This window comes from Gemmatimonadota bacterium, from assembly GCA_026705765.1.
GTDB lineage: Bacteria > Latescibacterota > UBA2968 > UBA2968 > UBA2968 > VXRD01.
In genome coordinates this window covers 1-21,548 of the sequence record JAPPAB010000073.1, presented here as the reverse complement: position 1 = coordinate 21,548, position 21,548 = coordinate 1, and the positions used below count along the sequence as shown (strand labels likewise).

Annotated in this window: 16 protein-coding genes; 15 read left to right on the top strand and 1 reads right to left on the bottom strand. The window is 51.3% G+C overall.

Going from position 1 to position 21,548, the window contains the following annotated elements; all coding sequences use genetic code 11:
- The first annotated feature begins 6 nt into the window (after window positions 1–6).
- From OXH16_09480 to OXH16_09450, 7 genes are all read left to right on the top strand, one after another.
- The gene (locus OXH16_09480; protein MCY3681617.1) at window positions 7–2,076 is read left to right on the top strand and encodes a sulfatase-like hydrolase/transferase; all 2,070 of its coding nucleotides are present in this window, start codon (window positions 7–9) and stop codon (window positions 2,074–2,076) included.
- A gap of 21 nt (window positions 2,077–2,097) precedes the next feature.
- Window positions 2,098–3,708 (top strand): sulfatase, encoded by a 1,611-nt coding sequence (locus tag OXH16_09475; protein MCY3681616.1) that lies wholly within the window; start codon window positions 2,098–2,100, stop codon window positions 3,706–3,708.
- Between the two features lie 31 nt (window positions 3,709–3,739).
- The gene (locus OXH16_09470) at window positions 3,740–4,594 is read left to right on the top strand and encodes a phytanoyl-CoA dioxygenase family protein (protein ID MCY3681615.1); all 855 of its coding nucleotides are present in this window, start codon (window positions 3,740–3,742) and stop codon (window positions 4,592–4,594) included.
- Window positions 4,595–4,831: 237 nt separating this feature from the next.
- Window positions 4,832–5,290: a nucleotidyltransferase gene (locus tag OXH16_09465; protein ID MCY3681614.1), complete on the top strand. Its 459-nt coding sequence runs from the start codon at window positions 4,832–4,834 to the stop codon at window positions 5,288–5,290.
- A gap of 291 nt (window positions 5,291–5,581) precedes the next feature.
- Complete coding sequence (locus OXH16_09460; GenBank protein MCY3681613.1) at window positions 5,582–6,931, top strand: sulfatase; 1,350 nt, start codon at window positions 5,582–5,584, stop codon at window positions 6,929–6,931.
- 95 nt (window positions 6,932–7,026) lie between these two features.
- A complete protein-coding gene (locus tag OXH16_09455) occupies window positions 7,027–8,454 on the top strand; it encodes a sulfatase-like hydrolase/transferase (protein MCY3681612.1) in 1,428 nt (475 codons plus the stop codon).
- Window positions 8,455–8,562: 108 nt separating this feature from the next.
- Entirely contained in the window at window positions 8,563–9,600 is a 1,038-nt protein-coding gene (locus OXH16_09450; protein MCY3681611.1) for a hypothetical protein, read from the top strand.
- 112 nt (window positions 9,601–9,712) lie between these two features.
- Here OXH16_09450 and OXH16_09445 read toward each other — a convergent pair whose 3' ends face one another.
- Complete coding sequence (locus OXH16_09445) at window positions 9,713–11,290, bottom strand: hypothetical protein (protein ID MCY3681610.1); 1,578 nt, start codon at window positions 11,288–11,290, stop codon at window positions 9,713–9,715.
- A 268-nt stretch (window positions 11,291–11,558) separates the two neighbouring features.
- Between OXH16_09445 and OXH16_09440 the strand changes: the two genes are divergently transcribed.
- From OXH16_09440 to OXH16_09405, 8 genes are all read left to right on the top strand, one after another.
- The gene (locus OXH16_09440; GenBank protein ID MCY3681609.1) at window positions 11,559–12,626 is read left to right on the top strand and encodes a phytanoyl-CoA dioxygenase family protein; all 1,068 of its coding nucleotides are present in this window, start codon (window positions 11,559–11,561) and stop codon (window positions 12,624–12,626) included.
- 96 nt (window positions 12,627–12,722) lie between these two features.
- Window positions 12,723–14,192 carry a hypothetical protein gene (locus tag OXH16_09435; protein ID MCY3681608.1) on the top strand — a complete coding sequence of 490 codons (1,470 nt, stop codon included), beginning with the start codon at window positions 12,723–12,725 and terminating at the stop codon, window positions 14,190–14,192.
- A gap of 111 nt (window positions 14,193–14,303) precedes the next feature.
- Window positions 14,304–15,782, top strand: a complete 1,479-nt coding sequence (locus OXH16_09430) for a sulfatase-like hydrolase/transferase (protein MCY3681607.1) — start codon at window positions 14,304–14,306, stop codon at window positions 15,780–15,782.
- A 101-nt stretch (window positions 15,783–15,883) separates the two neighbouring features.
- Window positions 15,884–17,269, top strand: a complete 1,386-nt coding sequence (locus OXH16_09425; GenBank protein MCY3681606.1) for a sulfatase-like hydrolase/transferase — start codon at window positions 15,884–15,886, stop codon at window positions 17,267–17,269.
- Between the two features lie 3 nt (window positions 17,270–17,272).
- Window positions 17,273–18,745, top strand: coding sequence for a sulfatase-like hydrolase/transferase (locus tag OXH16_09420; GenBank protein ID MCY3681605.1), 1,473 nt, complete (start codon window positions 17,273–17,275; stop codon window positions 18,743–18,745).
- A 47-nt stretch (window positions 18,746–18,792) separates the two neighbouring features.
- On the top strand, window positions 18,793–20,133 hold the full coding sequence (locus OXH16_09415; protein MCY3681604.1) for a sulfatase-like hydrolase/transferase: 1,341 nt from the start codon (window positions 18,793–18,795) through the stop codon (window positions 20,131–20,133).
- A 72-nt stretch (window positions 20,134–20,205) separates the two neighbouring features.
- Window positions 20,206–21,354: an ATP-binding protein gene (locus OXH16_09410; protein ID MCY3681603.1), complete on the top strand. Its 1,149-nt coding sequence runs from the start codon at window positions 20,206–20,208 to the stop codon at window positions 21,352–21,354.
- A 22-nt stretch (window positions 21,355–21,376) separates the two neighbouring features.
- The coding region (locus OXH16_09405; protein MCY3681602.1) for a sulfatase-like hydrolase/transferase at window positions 21,377–21,548 on the top strand (172 nt) is incomplete at its 3' end.

Below are 21,548 nucleotides of genomic sequence, written 5' to 3'. Positions count from 1 at the left end.
ACGCGATTGACAGTTCGCATTTTTATCGTCTGGTGCGTACTGATATCCAATCATCACAAAATCTTTTTTGGGAGAACCAGATATATGACCAAACAAGACAGACCCAATTTCCTGTGGATCAGTAACCACGACTCCAGTGCCTGGAACTATGGTTGCTACGGAGATCAATACGCACATACCCCAAATATTGACCGCCTATCCGCAGAAGGTGTGCGCTACACCAACGCGTTCACCGCTGGCCCAATCTGCTCACCGTCGCGCACCGGCATCTATACCGGCATGCATCCGACGACACTGGGCACGCATCACCACCGCAGCGCGGTCATCCGCCCCGCAGGAGTTGAGTTGTTAAACACAATGCTGACGAGCGCCGGTTACGCCTGCACGCAGCCGGACAATGACATCAACCTATACGTCTCCAAAGAGGAGCGTGAACAGTATTACAACGCTGAAGATTTTTGGGAGAATCGCCCTGAAGACAAGCCGTTCTTCATGTATTACAGACTGGGCAGTTCCCACGCCAGTGTATTCAAACTGACGCCCGAGGATGCGCGGAAAGCGCGTTCCTCGCTCTTGAGCGACGACGAATTGCACGACCCGAATGATGTGCCGGTTCCGAGCTTTGTTCCCGACACCCCCCTGTTCAGGGAACGGATGGCGCTCTTCTACGACGCCCTTACCAACGTCGATAAACAGGTCGGAGAGATCCTCGACGAGCTTGAAGCGCAGGGGCACAGTGAAGACACTATTGTGGTCTATTGGGGAGACCATGGCACGGGTTATCCCCGGGGGAAAATCCACGCCTACGACGACGGACTGAATATCCCGCTGATCATGCGATTCCCGGAGAAGTACCGGCACCTGGCTCCGGCAGAACCCGGCGCCGCGGTTGATGAACCCGTCTTGCACATGGACCTGTGTGCGACGACCCTGCAACTGGCAGGCATTCCGCTCGCCGAACACATCCAGAGCCGAAACATGTGCGGCCCCAACAGAAATGAACCGAGAGATTTCGTCTGCAGTGCCAGGGATCGGCTGGACAACAACCCGGAAGTAATCCGTACAATCCGCACCCAAAAATACCGTTACTTTCGCAACTTCCTCCCCCACCAGCCATACGCTTCGTTCTATCCAGACGGCGGGTTCTTCGCAAAGGTCCCGGAGGAGGGAACGCCGGAACGCGCCTTCTGGGAGACCTCTTGCCTACCGGGCAAACAGAAGGTCCACGACCCCGACGGCGTATTTCTGATGCTCGGTCCACCGGTCATGATCAAACAGGACGGGTTGCCTGAGCATTACCAGCAGTTTCAGATCTGGCAGGATCACAAACCCGCCGAAGAATTGTATGACATCGAGAACGATCCCGAAGAGATAAATAACCTCGCAGATGACCCCGCTTACAGCAATGTGAAGGATGAGTTGCGACAGAAGCTGTTCGACTGGATGATCGAGACCCGCGATCTGGGGTTGATTGATGAACCGGAAATTGCCGCGCGAGCTGAGCAGTACAATGGTGTAAGTCATGCAGTCGGGGCGCACTGTGATAATTACGAGCGGATCCTGGAAACAGCGGATCTGGCGCGCCTGGGTGACGAAGCAAAGGAAGAACTCACAAAACGACTTGGCGACCCCGACAGCGCCGTGCGTTTCTGGGCTGTTACCGGCCTTTGCTCACTCGGTGTGGAACGCGCGGTGATCGAGCACCTATCCCCCCTACTGGACGACCCCTCAATCAGCGTCAGCCTGGCCGCTGGGGACTATCTGGTGCGGGCAGGCGAAGGCGTCCTGGCCCTACCCGCTTTTGAGCGCGCGCTATCGAGCGATATCCTCTGGGCGCGGCTACGGGCAGGCGCCTATCTGTCATACCGCAGCCGCGAAGAACTGCAGCCCATGAAGCCGCTCATTCCCGCTCTGGAGCAAGCCATAAACAAACAGGAGATGTTCGGACCGGAACACAACGCGCAGCTCGAAAGGAACAATTATAGGAGTGGACTCGCTGGGCAGCGGGATGGCATCGTCAGGGTGTGGGTATTGGAGCGGGTGATGAAGAGAATCGAACTGTCCGCTAACTTTTAAAAATTGTTGAATGGAGAATTGATGCCCCCCAACATACTCTTTGCCTTTGCGGACGACTGGGGACGCTATGCCAGCGCATACCGTCCCGTCGAGGGCGAAAACGCGATTAACGCACTCCTCGACACCCCAAACTTCGACCGGATTGCCGAGGAAGGTGTGCTCTTCCGAAACGCCTTTGTTCCGGCGCCCAGTTGCACGCCCTGCCGGAGTTCCATCCTCTCGGGACAGTACTTCTGGCAGACGGGCCTCGGCGCCATCCTGCAGGGCGCTGTGTGGGACGAGACCATTCCGACCTATCCCCTCATTCTCGAGGAAAATGGCTACCACATCGGGTACACGTACAAAGTCTGGTCTCCTGGAAGGACCATGAACGCCCCCTACGGCGCAGAGCGCACGCGGTACGAGCCGGCTGGCAGGCTATACAACCGCTTCTCCCACGTCGCGACCGAACGGGCGTCTGAACTCGGGATCGACGGGTCCAAAAAGATGCTCCTCGAAGAGACGCGGCAGAACTTCGACGCCTTCCTGGAGGCGAGGCCAGCGGAAAAGCCCTTCTGCTACTGGTGGGGTCCAACCAACACCCACCGAACCTGGGAGCGCGGATCCGGCAAGGCGCTATGGGGGCTGGAACCCGACGACCTGAAAGGTCGCCTTCCGGCCTTCCTCCCCGATGTCCACGACATCCGTGAAGACGTGAACGACTACCTGGGTGAGTGTCTGGCGGTAGATGCTGGTCTGGGCGTCCTGATCGAACGCCTCGAGGCCATCGGCGAACTGGACAATACACTCATCGTCGTCAGCGGCGACCACGGCATTCCGGGCTTCCCGCGCGCCAAGTGCAACCTTTACAACATCGGCTGCGAGGTAGCGCTGGCCGCCCGATGGCCAGAACGCATCCCTTCTGCCCGAGTCGTCGATGACTTCGTCAACCTGATGGATCTGGCACCCACTTTCCTCGACGCCGCGGGCGTTGACATCCCAGACAGCATGACGGCTCGCAGCCTTCTACCTGTGCTCGAAAGCAACAGGAGTGGACAGGTAGAAGCAGAGCGCACGGCCGTCGTGACGGGTCGGGAGCGCCACAATGTCATGGCGAGAGATGGCATGCCCTATCCGATGCGTGCGATCCGCACCCGGGACTTTCTCTACATCCACAACTTTGAGCCCGACCGTTGGCCTGTGGGGGATCCCCGAGGGCTCGACGACCCCAATGCGGAGGCGCCGTCCTGGGACAGTCTCCTGGCCAGCTCGCGCCCGGCGTATTCCGACATGGATGGGGGTCCAACCAAGGCCTGGATGATTCACCACCGCGCCGACAAAGATGTACAGCCCCTCTTTGAGATCGGCTTCGGTAAACGTCCTCGAGAGGAACTCTACGACCTTCGGGTCGATCTCCACTACATGAACAATGTCGCCACGAACCCGGACTACGAGCAGATCCGCAAAGACCTGGCGAACGAACTCATGGGCATCCTGTGGGAGAACGACGATCCCCGCCTGGTGGAGTCTCCATGTCGCTTCGAGCAGGCCCCCTACGCGGGTCCGCTGGAGGGCGACGAACGCCAGGAGGAAATCGAGCGGCTAACAAACCTGGGCTTGTCGGCACTCATCCCGAATGTTACGGGAGAATGACCACCGCGCCAAAACGAAAGGAGAGCAAACAATGGCTCAGATGACAGAATCGTCAATTGATCTGGACTGGCATGCGCTTTCAGAACAAGAAATCAGGCAATTTGATGAGCAAGGCTATCTCATCGTGCGCGACGTGCTCAATCAGGACATGATTGACCGGGTCGTCGAGGCTGCTGATCGGTTGATTGCGAGTGACGACCAACACATGCGCACGGGACGACTGGGCTTTAAGAATTGTATTGTGAAAGATGATGCTTTTATTCCACTGCTAACCCACGCCAAATCGCTGTCGGTTGCGGTACAGCTTTTGGGTGCACACATCCAACTGATGGTATCACAACTTGCTTATAGAGGCTCTTCCGATCCCTCGAAGAAAGTTCGGCGGGTCGGATGGCATCGCGATTATGGTGCAGCGACAAAAGTATTGGGAAATCATGTGCCCCGTGTTTTGTTAAAGTGCGCGTTTTATCTCAATGATCTGACCGAACCAAACTCGGGTGTGACGCTGGTTGCGCCTGGCTCCAATCGCCATAGCAACCCCATTGAAGTCCCTGAAGGAGAGCCTGGACCAAAAGGTTATGTTGAAGCTTCTTTAAAGGCGGGTGATTGTCTATTCTTTGAAAATCGAACCGGTCATGCGGCAGGGATAAACACATCGGGTAACATACGAAAGGCGATCATGATTGGTTATGGCTATCGTTGGGTTATGCCGCTGGACTATCGAAGCCAGGAGCCTGCCTTTATGGATAAACTGGATGAATTGGGTCGGTATTTGGCAGGTGAAAGATATCCCAAGATAGAGGGTTACAAAGCTGGTGGTGGAGATAGCCCGCTTACGCCGTGGTGTGAAGCGAACGGTGCGCCAGAGATCAGACCTGTTGTTTAAGAAGGAATCAAATCTTTTTGATATTTCTGTGATTCGTTGACGCGCTTATGCTGATGGGCTATATTCATTTGTATTGGTGAAGTTATTCCTTTGAGGTTTGTCCTATGAAACGTGTTCTGACAATTTCAAAATTTGATCCCAATGAAAAAGCCTGCGACCATACCCGACATCTTACAGGGGACGAACGCGTTTCGCTCCTTGAGGATTTACGCCAGGAGATGTGTAAGGTAACCCACCGTGAATATCCACAACGACTTCGAAGAGTTCTTACAATTGTTAAACGCGGAGACAGTTGAATTTGTGATTGTCGGTGGATATGCTGTTGCATTCCATGGCTATGCCCGAGCAACCGATGATCTGGATCTCTTTTTTCGAAATACCCGAGAAAATATCGATCATATTCGCCATGCGCTTGACCAATTCGGTTTGGCTACAACTGAAGCGCAAGCTACAGAGTTTGCCGATTCTGGCAACATTGTTAGAATGGGGATTGCGCCTGTAAGAATCGAAATGATGAACAGCATCAGTGGCCTTACGTTTGAAGAGGTCTGGCAGAATCGCATCTCTGGAATTTATGGAGAAACGCCCGTTTTCTACATCTCTCTGTCAGATCTTATCAAAAACAAACGCGTCTCCGCTCGCCCCAAAGATCTTGCCGATGTGGATGAGTTAGGAGGAAATAGAGACTTGTCGTAGAGTTGATGGCATTATTTAATTTAACCATACAGCAAAAGAGGCTATCCAAAGCAGATAGCCTCTTTTTTGTGTAACGCCGAATTTAAACCGCACGCAACCATTTTGAATCCCTGCTCCTGACGTTCCTTCGCGTTTTCATTGATTATCAATAGTTGATTAATTATCATGGATTCGGGCAGTTAATTTTCATGTGATTGTGATCTGATTGCTTTGTGATTGGATGTTGCTGAAATACGAGGAAGCTGAAAGGAATGATCCAGTATTAGCGTGAAGTAATCTGAGGAGGTTTTTGTGGCCAACAAAGAAAAGCCGAATATTGTATTCATTTTGACCGATCAGTGGCGCGCACAGGCGACGGGGTATGCGGGAGATCCAAATGTTAAGACACCCAATCTCGATGCCCTGGCTCAAAAGAGTGTTCGGTTGGATACGACTGTGTCAACGTGCCCGGTTTGTTGTCCGGCTCGTGCCTGTCTTTTGACCGGGCAATATCCACTGACGCATGGGATCTTTTTAAACCAGATTCGGCTTGAGCCCAATACGACCACATTCGCTGAGGTTCTAAAGTCACACGGTTATGACACCGCATACATTGGCAAGTGGCATTTGGACGGGGATACCCACGAGCAGAATTTCATCCCACCTGAGCGACGGTTGGGCTTTGACTTTTGGCGCGCGCACGAGTGCTCTCACAATTATTACGATTCGCCCTATTATGATGACTCGGGCATTATGAAAAAGTGGGAAGGATACGATGCGTTTGCACAGACCGATTGTACGATTGAATATCTGGAAGGCAGAGAGGAGAAGGAAGATCCATTTTTCCTTTTTGTATCCTACGGCCCGCCTCATAACCCTTTCCACAAAGTGCCGGAAGAATACAGAGCGCTTTACAATGAAGACGAGATCATCTTGCGAGACAATGTGCCTGCTGAGTGTGAGGCGACTGCCCGGAATGATATGTGGGGTTATTATGCGCACATTACAGCACTTGATCACTGCGTGGGCCGTGTTGAAGAAGCGCTTGAACGCCTCGGGATGACAGAGGATACGATTCTTGTGTTTACCTCTGACCACGGTGAAATGAATGGGTCACAAGGTCACAATCGGAAAATACGGCCCTGGGATGAATCTATTCTTGTGCCCTTTCTGTTGCGTTTCCCAGATGGTACGAGTCGTCAAATCGACACCCCTTTTGGCATACCAGATATGATGCCGACGTTGTTGGATCTGGTGGGCGCGCCTGTACCGGAAGGCGTCGAAGGGGTGAGTTTTTCCAAACACATTCTTGGCGAAGCCGATGCGCCTTTGGAGGCTTCACTCTTTGGATGCTACGTTCCGTTTGCCAATTATTCTTATGAACATGGTGGCAGGGAATATCGGGGCGTTCGCACGAGCCGTTATACTTATGTGCGTGACCTGGAGGGGCCCTGGTTGCTGTATGACAATGAGGCAGATCCTTATCAGTTGGAGAACCTTTGTGGTCGGCCTGAGGTAGAATCTGTTCAAACGCATCTGGAAGGTTTGCTTTCAGATCTGTTGAAGGAACAGAACGACGCGTTTGAGAACGGGCATGAATTGTTGGATCGATGGGGATATGAAATGGTAAATCCCCACGCATTCCGCAGAAAACGAGTGTAAACGAAAATTAAAAAGTACTGTGAGCGAAAACGGATTGCAGCTTCTTTGGTTTAACAAGTAGGGAATACCGCGAACGACAAATTTGAGGAATAGATATGAATCAACCGAATATTCTTTTTGTGTTCACAGATCAGCAACGCACAGATACCATGTCGTGTTACGGCAATGATTGGATTCAATCACCGCATTTGAATGCGCTTTCGGAGCGGTCTTTTGTTTTTGAGAATGCGTATGTTGGTCAGGCTGTGTGTACGCCATCGCGGGGTACGCTGATGTCTGGGTTGTACCCTCATTCGCACGGATGTGTGGCGAATGGGATTCATCTACGGGAAGATACAAAGTCGATTGCGGAAATGATGCCAGATACATATCGCAAGGCATATATGGGCAAATGGCATTTGGGCAACGATACCGTTCGCCAACATGGATTTGATGAGTGGATCAGTATTCAGGATAATTTGCGGCATTTGAATACGATTCAAGATGCGCCGATGAGTTCCCACTATGAGTGGTTGGTGGCGCAGGGCGTTGAACCACCCTCGCATTTGGCACCGGACTTGAAACAATTTTCTGCAGGAGATCGCGCACGTTTGCCAGCGGAACAACAGGTCGGGGCGTTTGTCGCGCAGGAAGCGGATCGGTTTATTCGAGAAAATGTCGATCAGCCCTGGTTGCTGGTGTGCAGTACGTTTGAACCGCACCCTCCATATACAGGGCCGTATGACGGTTTGTATGATCCTGAGGAATTGCCGGTTGGCCCGACGTTTTTGAAACAGCCTGAAGGGCATTCGCGATTTAATCGGGTGCGGGCAGAGCATTATGCAACGAAGAAGGAGGCTGGTGAAGATTTAAGTACGGAATTGGGATGGCGGAAAGTGAGATCGCAATACTTCGGAAATATGAAGATTGTGGATGATGCTGTGGGGCGGATCATTCAGGCATTGGAAGAGACGGGACAACTGGAGAATACGATTATTGCTTACACGAGTGATCATGGAGAAATGGTGGGCGATCATGCGATGATGGAAAAGCGGACTTTTTACGAAGAGTCTGCGCGAGTGCCGTTTTTGCTCAGTGTGCCGTGGTTGAATAAGGAACAGAAACGAATCGATGGTGTGTTTGGGCATGCGGATTTGGTGCCGACACTTTTGGATCTGGCGGGCGTTGAAGTTTCAGATCAGTGTGAAGGGGAGAGTTTGGCTGGTGCACTCACCGGTGAGCGCGATTTGAAGGATCACGTTGCATTTATGGAGTGGAATGGGATTGGCGATCGCAATTTAGGGAATCCAAGCATTAACTTGATGGCGACATTGCCCTGGCGATCTGTGGTGACGGGTGATCGCTGGAAGTTGAATTTGTGTGCTGGTGATCAGTGTGAGTTGTTCGACCTTAATACAGATCCTTATGAAGAAAACAATCTGTTTGATGTTCCTGAACATCGCGATCGCATTCGCGATATGGCGGCGAAGATTCGATTGTGGCAACATGAAACAGGAGATACTGTGCCTTTGCCGAGTGTTTAGAATCCCCTCTGTGTTTTTATCAATACTGATTGCCAATTAGCTTTTGGAGTTACCCTGCTTCGCGGGGCAACTCCAAAGAATTGCACTCTTTTAGGGGCACTAAATAAAATGATAGATACGATTCGAAGAGAAGTGATCGTTTCGATTTGTAAGCAGGTATTTGGTACAAATCATAGAGTAAGTTCAATATCTAAAATTACCCCTACTTCTGAACAGGGAATACCCAGAATAGATGGTTGTACCCAACATATTTGCTACCATGTATGTTGCCATAATTCAACTAAGAGCTATGTGTTTCGCTTCTTCCGGGATCTTCCAAATAGAGAGGACCGCTATATCCATGAAGAAGATATTTATAGGCTTCTAAGCCAAGAACTGAGTTTGCCTGTACCGAAAATATTATATACTGATCACACCAGACAACTCGTTTCTACTAACTACATCATAATGGAGTATGTTTCAGGAGAGCATTGGCAATTTCTTGCTCATTCGGATAATCCCCGCACTAATTCTATAGAAAAAATGAAGATTCAAGAGCAAGTAGGTGCTTTGTGCGCTCAGATTCATGGATTGGAAAAATCCTCTCAAGACAATCAAAGCTTTATACAGACTCTGCTACGGTCAATAGAAAACCTCGAGAGATGCGTAGAGGATGGGCAATATCAGGTGAGTCTAAGTGCTATTTCTGAAGCGAAAGATCTGATCCAAAAAGCACCTTGGCTAAAACTCACAAAGCATTCCTTGTACAAAGCAGATGCTGAGATTTTATTTTTTAAGGACCATAGGCAAAATTGGGATGTATCTGCTATTATCGATGTAGAAGCAATGGATTTTGGTGACCCATATTTAGACTTAACCAACTTTCTTTGTGAGCCGACGCCGATTTGGAAACTAGAAGAACCTCTGGAGGTTGTTTCGCCTGAAGAAACTCGAAAGAAACCTCTCTTTCGTGGGTATGAATCAGTCAGGAGCATAGATTACTCGAGGCTCGCAAAAGTCTGCATTGCTATGCATTTATCTATTATGTGTTCTACCGCCGCGCAAATCTACCGGCCTGAAATTAGGCAATATATGAATATAAAAAAGAGAGAAGAAATTTATGACAGCCTTTTAGATGCTTGTATAAATCGTTATTTAATTGGCTGATCTTAATATGCTCTGATCAGAGGACCCAAGTATCATCAATGTCCTGGGCAATAACGTCCGAGAATAGTTTGAGTCAGCACTGTAAAAAGGGTTGTCTGTCACAGTCTTCCAGTTATCGATCAGTCTGATGTGCTCCTCCAATTTCAGTTTCGCCAGCACGATCCCGCAGGTTCATTACCATCCATAAACGCAGCACATTTTCCATTAATTCTGGGCCACCTGTTATGGCTTCATAATGTTCACTTTGGTTTGATGCTTTTGGTAGAGGTGATTGATCACTCAGAAAAGTTTCTACCGATAAGTCCATATACGTTTTTGCTTTGCTTAAAAAACGTTCTGCCCCTGTTAATTCATACGCACTCATCATCATATTAAATATGCTGGAATAATTGCTGGGATAAAGTACTGCTGACGGCGGAGGATCTTCGTTGTAATAGGCATTCACCGCTTTCATAAAAAGGATTCTATAGCCTTCAATACCTGTTAGTTTATACCGCGCATAACATTTGTTTGCCTGCTCGGTACTTCCCGATCCCACCCCATAACCAGCCGACCACATTTCAGTCCAGGCATCCGTTCCAGTACTTGACCTCCGAAAATTCCCCGGTACAAGGGTCATAAGATTGGCAGATTCAAGAAATCCTTTTCCGCCTTTTGACGGATCGTGATCAAAACTTAAATACAAAGAATCTGTTCCTTCTGACAATTTCTTCATCCTATTTGCAAGGTCTGCGGGCATAAAATCCTTTGCGCGATAAAGATTGGATACCAGATTCATACTTTGTTTCAAAGAATATTGCTCAGGAAAATCTGATGCATATAAGATCGCACCTTTATCGGTTGTATTTCGCTCATAATAATTCAATACGGTTTCAATGGCGGTTAAAAAAACTTCTTTGCCAGTTTCCCGATATGCTTTTGTCCAAACATAGATATAATTGCCGCCATGTGCGGGAAAAGCTCTTCCTTTTCCAGGACTATGCGTGTCATAACTGGCATGTCGGCTAAACTCGCCCGCTTCTGGTCCTTCGTGCGCATAAATCTGGTGTTCCCATAATCCCAGTGCAAACTTTTCAGCAGCTTCCGGATTAAATTCCCACACCTTGTCCCAATAATTGAAAATTTTGTACTCGTGTGTCAAAGATCGAGTACCCATTTTAATAGGCGCCTCTGTAAAAAAATCCCAACCGATGTGTTCTCCCCAGGCCATAAATCCCGTTTCAGGACTTTGGCAGTTGGCAAAAAACCATTTGATTGCTTTATCCGCTTCCCGTGCATACTTGTCATCTCCGGTGATTTCTGTCAAATGATAAAGTATGCTGTATAAACCATTATCTTTTGACGTATTTGAACCACGCCAAGTGCGATCACCATTGCGGATACCTTTGGGTGCATCGGGAGGATTTTCGCGATATACATTTCCGGTTTCCCGGTTAAGCGTTGTGGCAAAAAGGGGCGAATGTGCTTTTCCGTAACGGTCGCGCCCGTGGATAATCATATAATCGGCATAAGCCTTTACTATGAGAAAGTATTTAGCACCTTCCGATTTTGATAAATCAATCGTGCTCAAATCTTTGGCCGGCAGCTCGGTGGGGCTTTGGGCCGCGACGTTGCCCGCGGTCAAAGCCAATAGCAATGCAATGGTCAGAGCCCTGCCTATCTTCGCACCTTTGAATGGTCTTGCTTTCATTTTTCTTCCTCCTCAATGTATTTGAAATCACCAAAACTACTGCTGGTGTCCAGGGGCAGGATTCGGATGCATACTACAAAAAGAGACGGACATGAAGCAAGCGAATTTGTTCAGGGTGATTTTCGAGCAAAATCCCAAATAACATATATCGCCTTCCGTAAGTACCTGTCTTTTAAGAATTGTTGAAATCCAACTCTTTTTTTTGTACAATGGTTCGGTATTGAAGTCCGTACAATAGTCCAATATTGAATAAAGAAGGGTTATTTCCATGAATACAGCATTGGCAGCACTGAGTACAGAAGAGATCCAACAATTTATTACGAACGGATTCCTCGTGAAACGAAAGATCCTCGACCCCAAACTTTGTGCTGCTGCACGAGATAGGTTGTGGGCAGGGAATACCTCAAATCATTTGCGCCGAGACGATCCTCAAACATGGCTAAACGGTCTCCCTGAGGAAGAACGTCAAAGCACGCCTGATGGCATGAATGATCGCACCGGTGACCACGGCTGGCGATTGCGTGAACTCTCCGGCGACGAGGACTTAATCAACTTGCTTCCACGCCGTGTATTCCCGTGGTTTGAGCAACTTCTCGGCGAAGGTGAAGTAGTGACACCAGAGGTAACTTCCTCCGCGGCCGATCCAGATCCGCGTGGAAGTCGGTTGCGTGGTTGGCCAGTCTGGGGTGGCAAGGAGTTGCGCGGTATGTATTGCGTGCTGCCGAGAGAGCGTCCTGGCGACTCACCTGCTCTGGCGGATGCCGTCCGTGCCGGTGCACACATTGATCCCGAGCCGGTGCATCTGGTGGCAAGCGCATACGTTGACCAGGTTCCCAGGGGTGGAGGTGGCATCGCCCTTTTTCCCGGCAGTCACCGCTTGCTCTACGAAGCAGAGCCGGACTCTGTAGATCTTGCCCGCTATTCAATTCTACATTCGCCCCATCCGGAAAGCGGCGCTGCGGCATTTGTTTTGCCGCAGCCTGCAGGACTCAAGGACGCACTCGCCGACATTGAACCCTTTGAGTTTTTTGGTGACGAGGGCGATGTGGTTTTGTGGCACGGGCGAATGTTCCACTCGGCAACGCGGAACTACAGCAATCCTCCGCAGATTCGACAGATGATTCTTTATGATGCTTACAAAAAATCTGTATATGACAGAGTATATAACGGCCGTTATGTCAAAGGGCCACGACCATCGCCACCGCCCAACGTGAGAAAACTCCACGAACTTGAACTTGGGCCAGAAGTTCCCCCGCCAGAGCCTCGCCCGGAAGGTCCGGGGCTTTGGGATGATTGGAGCGAGGCTGTTCGCACGGTTGCAGCTTCTTTGGTTTAACAAGATAGATGCGGCTAACAATCCTGGGCCTGTCGGCACTCATCCCGAATGCTAAGAAAAAAATACCGTGAACGACAACAACAAAAGGAGAAGGCAATGGATAGAATTAGAATAATGGCATCGCTGGTTATTCTCGCGACTTTTGCGATTTCCGTAGCGTTTGCTGCCGATTCTGAGAAGGATTCTGGTATGAATTGCGACATGTTCAATAGTGAAGAGATTCTTGACGAAAGCACGCTGGATATAAAGACGTTGAAGGACTGGCATGTAGATGAGGTGACAGGCACGACGCGACAAAAGCTCATCGAAATCAATGTCGCCGAATGGTGGCCGGGACAAGATTATCGGATCCCGGTGCGTATGATTGTGCCGCTCGAAGGCAAGGCGAAGGGCTTTAGCATTACGGGAGCCAATCCCTATGAGACGTTGATGAAAGACTCGCGCCCAACCGACTTTCAGGCAAAACTGCTGGCAGGTGGCGTTGGCCTCGTTAAGACGCACGTCAAGGCGTTTAGGCAGATTCCGGGGAAACAGGGTTTGGAGAAAAAAATGATGCGCAGGTTCATGAAAGACCTGAATCCTCGATACACGACTCTCTGGATTTGGTCGATGACCTTAATGCGGGCAACCACCGCGGCGTATGCGGAAACCGACTACTTCGAAAAAGGCAAAGTGGCCGGTTCGGGCAGCTCCAAGAACGGCATGTCGCCTGCGGTCGCCTTGATACATGACGAGCGTTTTACCGCGACATGCTCCAACCATGCGTTTGCTTACTTTTCGCCGACTCGAAGAGCCGACAGGGAAGCAACGGCGAAAGCTGAAGAGGCAAACAAAGCATTCTTTGAGGCTGTAAAGGCCGGCGATATCGACCTGGATCCAAAACGCGCCAAATGGTATCAAGGCGTTATGGTGGGATCTGAGCGCAGTATGGGTAAGATGGCGCTGAAAATGGGGAAATCCCTGGACGATATGCAAAGCTTTGCGGATCGCTTACGGCCCGGGGTGAGCGTTACGGAGAATTGGGATCGTCTGATGGAGCGCGGCGTTGATATTCTTTTTCAGCCGGGAACGCATGACTATGTCGCCTACGATATTCTCTGGGGAGCGCAAAACCATCCCCAGTTGCCTGTCTATTACGAACCTAACGGTGGGCACTCGCAAACGCCGCATGTCGCTGCGGCAAAGGACGAACAGAATAAAGACGCCTTCCTCTGGCATCACTTCTTTGGTGGCGAGCCTTTGCTACAGCCTCCGAAGTCAAATTATACAATCTCCAAGGACAAACTAAGTGTCAGCGTGCGTTTTAATGAAGGACCTCAGCCGATAAACGGACGCATATGGTGGATCTATGATCGCGCTCCGGCAGGTTCCGCCCCCTTCTTGCACGAGCAAATCCCCGAAGACCAATGGATGGATATGGAACGCGATGCAAAGACGGGTGCCTGGACTGCAACCATACCGTTAAAGGATGGGTTTTCCCAGATCGATTTCTTTAGCAATCATGAACGAGAGGTTAACGGCTACAAGCAGTATATTTCAAGCCCCTATACCCAGGTAAAACGCTGAGCTAACGGATTTGCGACCCAATTTGGCATAGGATTTTCATATTGCAATCAAGAGAAAATAGAAGCGAACCATGGTCTGGTTACCTGACCATATAGATTACGGAGAACCAAAATGAACGATGATCAATTGAACCGTCCGAGCAACATTTTATACATCTTCACCGACGATCAGAGCTTTCGGTCTGTGAGTTGCTATCCCGAGGCGCATTCGTGGATCAGTACGCCAAACATCGATCGTCTCGCCCATGAGGGGATGCGTTTTTCCAACTGCTATACCAGTGCCTGGTGTGCGCCTTCGCGCGCTACGTACCTGACCGGAAAATTGCCGCATGGCGTGATGAGCATGCACCTGCCCACGAGCTACCCAAACTATGTCCGCGATCCAGACCAGTGTCCGTACTGGCTCGAGAATCTCCGTGAGAACGGTTGGTACACAGGCATCGTCGGCAAATGGCACACAGGTCCCGATCACGGTCACGGTAGGTACTGGGATTTTTCTGCCATCTGGGACCACAGCCAACCCGAGAAATACGGGCCCTATTATGTCAATCAGAGCATGAGTATCAACGGGGGACCGCCGGAACCGGTTGGCGGCTATTCTACCGATAACTACACGGAGTATGCCCTTGAATTTCTCCGCGGACGGGCAGAGGAACCGGATAAGCCCTGGCACCTCTGGCTGTGCTATGACGCAGTACACGGACCCTGGGAAGTGGCTGACCGCCATCTCCATGATTATCCAGATGTTTCCCAGGTCCCCACGCCAGAAGACATCTACCCGCCGCGCCCGACCAAGGCGACACATATGCGGGACTACGGTGTTTGGCGCGAGGGAGATCACGGCCAACCGGTAGGCATCCGGGATGGACGGACACTCACCGATTGGGAACAACAATACAACCGGGGCGTGCGCGCCCTGGATGAAGGGGTTGGCAGGGTGATCGGCGCCATAAAGGAGATGGGGCAATTGGATGATACCCTGGTCGTCTTTACGTCGGACCAGGGATTTGCCTGGGGACAGCACGGCTTTCGACTCAAGGTGGCGCCCTATGATGCCAATATCAAAGCACCGATGATCATGCGGCTGCCGGGACGGATTCCCGCAGGCACAGTATGCGATGTGCCAATCGGCGGCCAGGATATCCCGCCTACCTTTCTCTCGTTGATCGGCATGGAACAACCCTGGAAGATGCACGGGGAGGACCTGACACCATTGCTCTCCGATCCCAACGCCGAATGGGATCGCCCGCTGCTGATGGAGTGTACGGGTCATTGTTTTGGAGAAGACACCGATGTCGGCTGTGGCGAGCCAATAGGCAATCCTCCTATCCCCTGGTGGGTATCTCTGTGCACGGGAAAGTACAAATATATCCGCTGGCTCATCACCGGGGAGATCGAAGAGATGTACGATCTCGAGAATGATCCCGAAGAACTGGAAAACCTCGCTTTGGAATCCGATTACCACGATTTGCTCGCCCAACTTCGGCAAGGGACCATTGATGAGCTTCGACGCACGGACGCGGGAATGGTCGATAACCTGCCACCAATCAAGGTAATGACCAGAGAGCAGCTTCTCGGCGGGTTTGATTGAGTTCTTCCACATTCTGGTAAAAACCCAGGCGTTTCAAACGAAATAAAAACCGGCTACCTGGGAAAATCGACAACCGGTTCAAGATTACCGGGTAGATCATTATGGGCACAAAACCAAATTTTCTCATCATTGTTACAGACGATCAGGGCTACGGCGATCTGACTGCATTCAATCATCATGCGCCGGACGTGCAAACGCCAAACATGGATCGGCTTGCTGAGCGCGGCGTTCTCTTTTCACAGGCCTATGTGACAGCTCCCGTATGCAGCCCTTCGCGTGCTGGATGGAATACGGGGCGGCACCAGGTGCGCTGGGACCCGAAGTCTTCCTTTTTATGCGGACATCCTGAAACAGAAAAGAACATCGCCGAAATCATGAAGGCTAACGGCTATACCACAGCGCGTTTCGGCAAGAACGATTACGGCCTGGGCTTTCACGATCACGAGGCTCACGAATACCCGCTGAACCACGGCTACGATGAGTTTCTCGGCTTCTCGGCACACGGCCACGACTATTTTCTGCTCACCAGAGATATCGAAGACCGCACGCCCGATCCAAAAGGGCACAGCGCGGTTGTCGGCCCACTCATGCACAACCGGGATTACAAAGAATTTGGAGAAGGTTATCTGACGGAGATCTTCACCGATGCGACAATCGATTTTCTCGAGAACCATCAGGAAGAACCTTTCTTTGTGACGCTCTCCTACAACTCGGTGCATCACCTGATTCACCAGGTGCCAAAGCGATACCTCGACAAGCACGGCGTAAGGGAGATTCCAAACTACGATCCGGAGACCATGGGCGGGTATGAGGACTGGTTCAAAAGGTATGTCACCCTCGGCGAGATCAATGCCGACGAGTTTCGCAGATACTACCTGGCGAACCTCAACTGCCTCGACGACAATATCGGTCGCCTTCTGGACACGTTGGATCAGCTATCGCTTGCCGACAACACCATCGTGATCATGTTTTCAGACAACGGAGGCGCACCGAACACCGGTGCCTGCAACCTGCCGCTTGCCGGGAGCAAGTTTACGCTCTGGGAGGGCGGGATTCGCGTGCCCTTTATCCTCGCCCGTCCAAATGAGTCGGCATCTGGAACGATCTGTGACAGGACGATCTCAACGCTCGATATTCTTCCGACCTGTTTACAGGCGGCAGGTATCAATCAGCCAGAAGGTTTGGATGGTCAACCCATCCCAAAAGATGTCACAAAAATCGCAGACCAGCGAGATCTCTTCTGGCGCTGGGGCGACAGTTATGCCGTGCGCTCTGGTGACTGGAAACTGTTGCATAAAGGTGGCAGGAGAGGTCGAGAGCCCTGTGATGGGATCGTTGAACGCACAGAGCTTCTCCAGAATACCTGCCTGTTTAACCTGAAGGAAGATCCCTCGGAGAGTCAAGATCTGATTGATCAGTATCCCGAAGTCGTGGAACGCCTGCAGGAGTTGTACAGAGCCTGGTCTGAGGAAGTCGATAGGAGCTAAGAGATGAAAAACATTGTGGTGATCACCATTGAGCATCTTGCCGCTCGCGCATTGGGATGCTATGGCAATCCCGTCAAAGCGACACCTCATCTGGATCGCTTTGCCAGCGAAGCCATCAGGTTTGAAAACTGCACCGTACCTTCTCCGCTCTGCGTCGCATCACGGGTCGCATTTTTCACGGGTCGTTATCCCAGCGTTACAGGTTCCAGAGACAACACGCTGTTGATGCAAGAAAAGGAAGGATTTCATCTGCCAGGGCTATTGAAAGATGCTGGTGTCGGCTGTGGCCTATTTGGGAAAAACCACTGTTTTCCAGATGCCGAAACTGCAGGATTTGAAGCGTGTATTGAAGAATCGCCACTTCGGCACAAGCAGCGAGAAGCCTATGGGAAGCCATTTCCTGGGCCTGCAATACCCATCGACCCATCCGTGTTCGAATCACAAACAAGACGTTTCCGTTGGGGAGATCACCCAAATCCAATCTGGTATGGCGGAACCTACCCTTTCGATCCTGCTGAAACGCCAGCAAGAGCCAACGTGAATCAGGCCCTCGATTATCTCGAACGGAAAGGTGACGAGCCTTCGTTTGTGTGGTTGAGCTTTTCCGATGTTCATCCGCCCTATCGGGCTCCCGAACCTTTTGCCACGATGTACAGACCAGAGGACCTGCCTCTCCCACATAGACCTGAGGGTGAATTGGACTCAAAACCATTCGTTCAACAAGTCTATTATCACGGCGGGTGGCTGCATCTCATGGATGACGAGCAACTGCGGCAGACAATGGCGTATTACTATGGCATGCTCAGGCACCTGGATGAATGCCTGGGCAAATTCTTTGATGGACTAAAAGCGCTTGGTCGTTGGGACGACACCATCATTGTTGCCACAGGTGACCACGGTGAGTACCTGGGCGAACACGGACTCATTCGGAAAACAGCTGCATTCTACGACTGCATTGTCCAGGTCCCATTGATCGTAAGGGGTTTGGAACATGCACGGGATGGTGCAACCAACGCACTGCAAATTGAGCAAATCGACTTGATGCCTACATTACTCCAGAGTAGCGGAATCTCGATCCCGCCGGGTGTTCAGGGTAGAAGTGTGACCGAAATGATGTCGGGTATGGCTCCAGAGAGAGACTGTACCTATGCGGAAGTTGGCAGCCGTCAACCATTGCCAGAGGGAGGACCAAAAGCAGAACTGGACGCGCTGAAAGCCGGCATAAGTCGGACTGAACCCGTACCTGAATTGCCGCTGGTTGAGTCGGGAACGTTCTTCCTTTCTCGGGGTCGCATGGTTCGAAACGAGAAGTGGAAATACGCACATTATGTGAATGATCGTTCTGAACTTTACGACTTGCAGAACGACCCGGGCGAACTGGTGAATCTGGCAGGAAACCCGGATTATCGAGATCGGGAAGAAGCCATGCGCAGCAGGCTGCTGGAACGAACAATTGAAGCTGGCGACCCTCGTTGACGTCTTGAACGCAACTTCAATTCGTTCGCAACGCGAAAGGAACAGATATGGAACGCCCGCATATCATTCTCATAACAACGGACCAACAACATCACAGAATGGCGAGTTATTCCGGTGATCCTTATGTCAGTACGCCCAATTTGGATAAACTGGCTGCAAGTGGTAAGAAATTCGAGCTCACCTACGTTTCCAATCCAGTTTGTGTCCCATTCAGGTACGCCCTGGTCTCAGGCCATATGCCGCACACTTTTGATGGCCTGGAGCATAACTCCAAGGGGATGGCTTCGGAACATCCGCGGATTTTGGACCATATTGATACGCCATTGATGGGGACACTCCTCCGAAATTGTGGATATGATACGTACGCCGGCGGTAAGCTGCACGTAGAGGGCACCCAGGTTTTTACGAAAGAAAAGGCAGAAGAATTCGGATTTGAGTCGATCACAACCGATCAGAGGGATGAGCTTGCGGAGAGATCCGCTGATTTTCTCAAAAACAGAGATTCCGATCGCCCGTTCTTCCTCTGGGCATCGTTCATTAATCCACACGATATATGTAAAGTCCTGGATGAGGATGGGAAGCCGACACATCCTTCGGATCCAGGAGACAACTTGCCCCCCTTGCCGGATAATCACGCACCCCCTCAGGATGAGCCAAAGTGGATGCAGGGATTCCGTGATGGAACGCTGGGAGACGAGGAGACAATCGAAATCGGCCTCAACCGAAGATTCGGTCGACATGCAATCCACTGGACCGAACACGAGTGGCGGGTCTATCGTGCGGCTTACCGTTTTTATATGGAAGACCTGGACAACCAGTTGGGCGTGATACTGGATGCGCTCGATGACGCCGGTCTGCGGGAAAATACGGTTGTCATATTTACAAGTGATCATGGCGATCATGATGGGGAACACGGATTGACAATGAAGCGGTCGTTCTACGAAGCATCGTCACACGTGCCACTCACGATCAGCTGGCCTGGAAGGGTTTCTGCAGGTCAGATCGATGCTTTGGTCAATAATGGGATCGATCTGCTTCCGACGTTATGCGACTTTGCCGAAGGAGAAATCCCAGATTCACTACCCGGTAGAAGCTTGAAGCCCCTTGCTCTGGGCGAGCAATCCAATTGGCGAGAATTCGTCGTAGCCGAAACTGTTGGCGGTAGAATGGTAAGGTCTGCCAGGTACAAGTACTCCATCTTCCACTACGATGGCAAGTCGGAAGAAATGCTTGTCGATATGGTTTCGGATCCCACTGAAACAAAGAACCTCGCCAATGATCCTGAATTCATTCAGATCCTGACGGATCACCGAAACCGACTATCTGATTGGGTCCAGGCACACGCCGACACGCAAGGCGCCACCTACCTGAAAGCCCTGGCACCGTAGGGGCATAAAGGCCTACCGCCTGCTTTGTGTTTTATCCTTGCAAATCGGGATACAGACTCCCATATTACAAGAATGAACATCAACAGAAAAATTCAGACAAAGGTCTCTGAATACGCGAGGTACTTCCCTGTCACGGCAATTCTGGGGCCTCGCCAGTGTGGAAAAACCACCCTGGCCAAGACGTGGCTTGCTGAACAGCCAGCGTCACACTATCTCGACCTCGAGCTCCCCTCCGACGTCGCACGTCTGGCCGAGCCTGAAGATTACCTCCGCCGCCATCGGGATCACATCGTCTGCCTCGACGAGATCCAGCGCGTCCCCGAATTGTTCCGCGTACTTCGCGGGCTCTGCGATGAGACCGGTTCTCCAGGACAGTTCATGGTGCTGGGATCGGCTTCTCCAGCTCTGCTCCGGCAGTCGTCTGAGACGCTCGCCGGTCGCATCGGTTTCATCGAACTGACCCCCTTTGTCGAAGAAGAGATCGGGGCGGAGAATCAGTCAAGGCTCTGGCTGCGAGGCGGATTCCCGCGAAGCTATCTGGCCCCGTCGGACGGAATGAGCCGGGCGTGGCTGGACAGTTTCATCCAGACGTTTCTCGAACGCGACATTCCTCAACTGGGTATCCGCGTACCCGCGATAACGCTGCGACAATTCTGGGAGATGTGCGCTCACCTGCACGGGGATCTGTGGAACCACGCCAAAGTGGCTTCTTCCCTGGGCGTAACGGGCAAGACGGTTGGACACTATCTCCGCATCCTTGAGCAGGCCTACATGGTAAGGCGGCTTTCGCCCTGTGCGGCCAACTTCAAGAAGCGCCTAGTGAAGAGCCCCCGTGTTTATCTCAGAGATACCGGCATCCTTCACCGGCTGCTGCGTTTGGATTCTCTCGACGACCTGGATGGCCATCCGGTTCGCGGCAACTCTTGGGAAGGATACGTCATCGAGCAAATCGCCGCGGCGGTGCCCGATGCCGAACTGAGCTTCTACCGGACTTCGGCTGGCGCTGAGATCGACCTCCTGATCCGACGGAGAAATAAGCTCGTCGCGGTGGAGATCAAAGCATCGTCGTCGCCTCGCCTCGAGCGCGGCTTCTGGTCGGCGCTGGACGATGTCCAACCGGATCAGTCCTGGGTAGCGGCACCAGTGGGGGCACCGTTTGCCTTGAGCGAAACGGTAACAGTTGCGCCACCTGCCGTCATCTGCAATGCACTGAATTCGTAAATCGATATTAAGGAGAACCGCAATGGCTGAATCGAAAAGACCCAATATCGTATTTGTCTTCGCCGACGATTGGGGGTGGGGTGACTTGAGTTGCTACGGCCATCAGTTTGTAAAAACGCCAAATCTGGATCGGCTCGCTTCGCAGGGCATTCTCTTCTCACAATTCTATGTTTGCTCGTCTTCTGTGCTTCTAC